The organism is Streptomyces alkaliphilus, from assembly GCF_014141535.1.
Classification (GTDB): domain Bacteria; phylum Actinomycetota; class Actinomycetes; order Streptomycetales; family Streptomycetaceae; genus Streptomyces; species Streptomyces alkaliphilus.
On record NZ_VKHT01000748.1, the window covers coordinates 1 to 2,596 of the forward strand.

At 73.8% G+C, this 2,596-nt stretch carries 3 protein-coding genes, 1 rRNA gene and 1 pseudogene; 4 read left to right on the top strand and 1 reads right to left on the bottom strand.

Going from position 1 to position 2,596, the window contains the following annotated elements; genetic code table 11:
- From FNQ90_RS19320 to FNQ90_RS19335, 4 genes and pseudogenes are all read left to right on the top strand, one after another.
- A partial coding sequence (locus tag FNQ90_RS19320) for an AAA family ATPase (protein ID WP_182607524.1) occupies positions 1-533 on the top strand: 533 nt, incomplete at its 5' end.
- A 16-nt stretch (positions 534-549) separates the two neighbouring features.
- Positions 550-1,860, top strand: a complete 1,311-nt coding sequence (locus FNQ90_RS19325) for a DUF58 domain-containing protein (RefSeq protein ID WP_143622405.1) — start codon at positions 550-552, stop codon at positions 1,858-1,860.
- Positions 1,861-1,950: 90 nt separating this feature from the next.
- Positions 1,951-2,094, top strand: coding sequence for a hypothetical protein (locus FNQ90_RS19330; RefSeq protein WP_182607525.1), 144 nt, complete (start codon positions 1,951-1,953; stop codon positions 2,092-2,094).
- Positions 2,028-2,396, top strand: a pseudogene (locus FNQ90_RS19335) (mycothiol transferase); the annotation flags it as partial. The gene FNQ90_RS19330 and the pseudogene FNQ90_RS19335, both read left to right, overlap by 67 nt.
- Before the next feature lie 76 nt (positions 2,397-2,472).
- On the opposite strand, the gene rrf reads toward FNQ90_RS19335, so the two are convergent.
- A 5S ribosomal RNA gene (gene rrf / locus FNQ90_RS19340) occupies positions 2,473-2,589 on the bottom strand.
- Positions 2,590-2,596 lie beyond the last annotated feature (7 nt).

Genomic DNA, 2,596 nt, shown 5'->3' on the forward strand with positions numbered 1-2,596 from the left:
CCTTCATGGTGGCCGCCACCCAGAACCCCATCGAGTACGAGGGCACCTACCCGCTGCCCGAGGCCCAGCTCGACCGCTTCCTGCTCAAGCTGAACCTCTCCCTCCCCTCCCGCGAGCAGGAGATCGACGTCCTCACCCGGCACGCGAGCGGGTTCGACCCCCGCGACCTGGCCGCCGCCGGCCTCCGGGCCGTGGCGGGCCCCGCCCAGCTGGCCGCCGCCCGCGAGGAGGTCCGCAAGGTGAGCGTCGCCCCCGAGGTCGCCGGCTACATCGTGGACGTGTGCCGGGCCACGCGCGAGTCGCCCTCCCTGGCCCTGGGCGTCTCCCCACGCGGGGCGACGGCCCTGCTCGCCACCGCCCGGGCCTGGGCCTGGCTCTCGGGCCGCGACTACCTCACCCCCGACGACGTCAAGGCCCTCGCCCTGCCGACGCTGCGCCACCGGGTGCGGCTGCGGCCCGAGGCCGAGATGGAGGGCGTGACGGCCGACTCGGTGATCACCGGTCTGCTCTCCCACGTCCCCGTGCCCCGCTGAGCGGCGGAGGACCCCCATGGCCCTCACCGGACGGACCGTCCTCATCGCCGCGCTCGGCGCCCTCGTCGTGGCCGCGCTGCCGGGGTGGCACGGCATCCTGCTCGTGGCGGTGGTGCTGCTGCTCGCCGTCCTCCTCGACCTCGCCCTCGCCGCACCGGTGCGCGGTCTGCGGCTGGAACGGGACGGCGCGGACTCGGTGCGCACCGGTGAGGAGGCACGGGTCCGCCTGACGCTGACCAACCCCTCCAATCGCGTGCTGCGCGGCGAACTGCGGGACGCCTGGACGCCCGGAGCCTTCTCCGACCCGGACGAGGCGTACCGCGCCACCCGGCACCGGCTGCTGGTGCCGGCCGGGGAGCGCCGTCGGATGGAGACGGTGCTGCGGCCCTCGCGCCGGGGTGAACGCCGGCCGGACCGGGTGACCGTTCGCTCCCTGGGGCCGCTCGGTCTGGCCGCCCGCCAGGGCTCCCACCGCGTGCCGTGGGCGCTGCGGGTGCTGCCGCCCTTCACCAGCCGCAGACACCTGCCGGCCAAGCTGGCCCGCCTGCGCGAACTGGACGGCCGGACCAGCGTGCTCATCCGGGGCGAGGGCACCGAGTTCGACAGCCTGCGCGAGTACGTGCCCGGCGACGAGGTCCGTTCCATCGACTGGCGCGCCACCGCCCGCCGGGGAAGCGTCGCCGTCCGTACCTGGCGCCCCGAGCGCGACCGCCACCTCCTGCTGGTCCTGGACACCGGCCGCACCTCGGCGGGCCGGGTCGGGGACATCCCGCGGCTGGACGTGTCCATGGACGCCGCGCTGCTGCTGACCGCTCTGGCCTCGCGGGCCGGGGACCGGGTGGACCTGATCGCCCGCGACCGGCGCACCAGGGTCTCCGTGCGCGGGCACTCCGGGCGGGAGGTCCTGCCCGCGATGGTGCGGGCGATGGTGGACCTGGAGCCGGCGCTGGTCGAGACCGACGCGCCGGGTCTGGCCGCGGCTGCCCGCGCGGCGGCACCGCACCGTTCTCTGATCGTCCTGTTCACCGCGCTGGACCCCGGTCCCGCCGATACCGGTCTGCTGCCCATCCTGCCGGAGTTGCTGCGGCGGCACTCGGTGATGATCGCCTCCGTATCCGACCCCCGGGTCGCGGAGATGGCCCGAACCCGGGGCACCGTTCCGGGGGTGTACGAGGCGGCGGCCGCCGCCCGGCACCAGGAGGAGCGGGAGGAGATCATCACCCGGGTGCGGCGCATGGGGGCGACCGTGGTCGAGGGCGCGCCCGACGACCTGGCGCCGGCCGTCGCGGACGCCTATCTGGCGCTGAAGGCCGCGGGCCGCCTCTGAGCGGTGCCGCCCCTCCCGGCCGTCCCGGTGGATGTTGCGGGCTCGAAAAGGGATGGCGGGAGCACCGCGGGGCGGGCAGGGTTCGGTCCCATGACGAACAGCGACAGCGATACCGGGACGCAGCCGCACGCCGCGGGGGAGGACTCGTTGCCCACCCGTCGGTTCGGCTGGTCCGACATGTTCCTGTCCCCGGACGAGGACCCCCTGTGGAACGCGGCTGGTTCCGCCGCGTGATGGCCGAGGAGGAAGCCCCGCCGCTCTGGCGACGACGTCCCGGGGAGGACCCCGACGAGGACTTCAACGGGGCCGTGGCCGACCCGGCGGTGGTGGCCGAGGCGTGGCAACGCCGGGAGGAGGAGGTCGCGTTCGCCCGCCGCTTCGTCGCCGACGCCCCGGACCTCGGGGTCATCGGTCGGGGCAGGGGCAGGAATGTGGAGCTGCGGGAGGTCCTGGTGCACATGATCGAGGAGTACGCCCGCCACAACGGTCACGCGGACTTCCTGCGGGAGCGCGTCGACGGCAGGGTCGGCCAGTAACCGGAATCAGGGCAACAAAAAAGAGGGTTCCTTTCCCGGCTCATACCGGGAAAGGAACCCTCTTCCTTCAAGAATTGTTCGGCGGCGACCTACTCTCCCACACGGTCCCCCATGCAGTACCATCGGCGCGGAAAGGCTTAGCTTCCGGGTTCGGAATGTAACCGGGCGTTTCCCCTTCGCCATGACCACCGAAACACTGT

Bases quoted from the DNA above. Each gene is read 5' to 3' on its own strand.
- FNQ90_RS19330 (WP_182607525.1), top strand. From the start codon at position 1,951: ATGACGAACAGCGACAGCGATACCGGGACGCAGCCGCACGCCGCGGGG.
- FNQ90_RS19325 (WP_143622405.1), top strand. From the start codon at position 550: ATGGCCCTCACCGGACGGACCGTCCTCATCGCCGCGCTCGGCGCCCTC.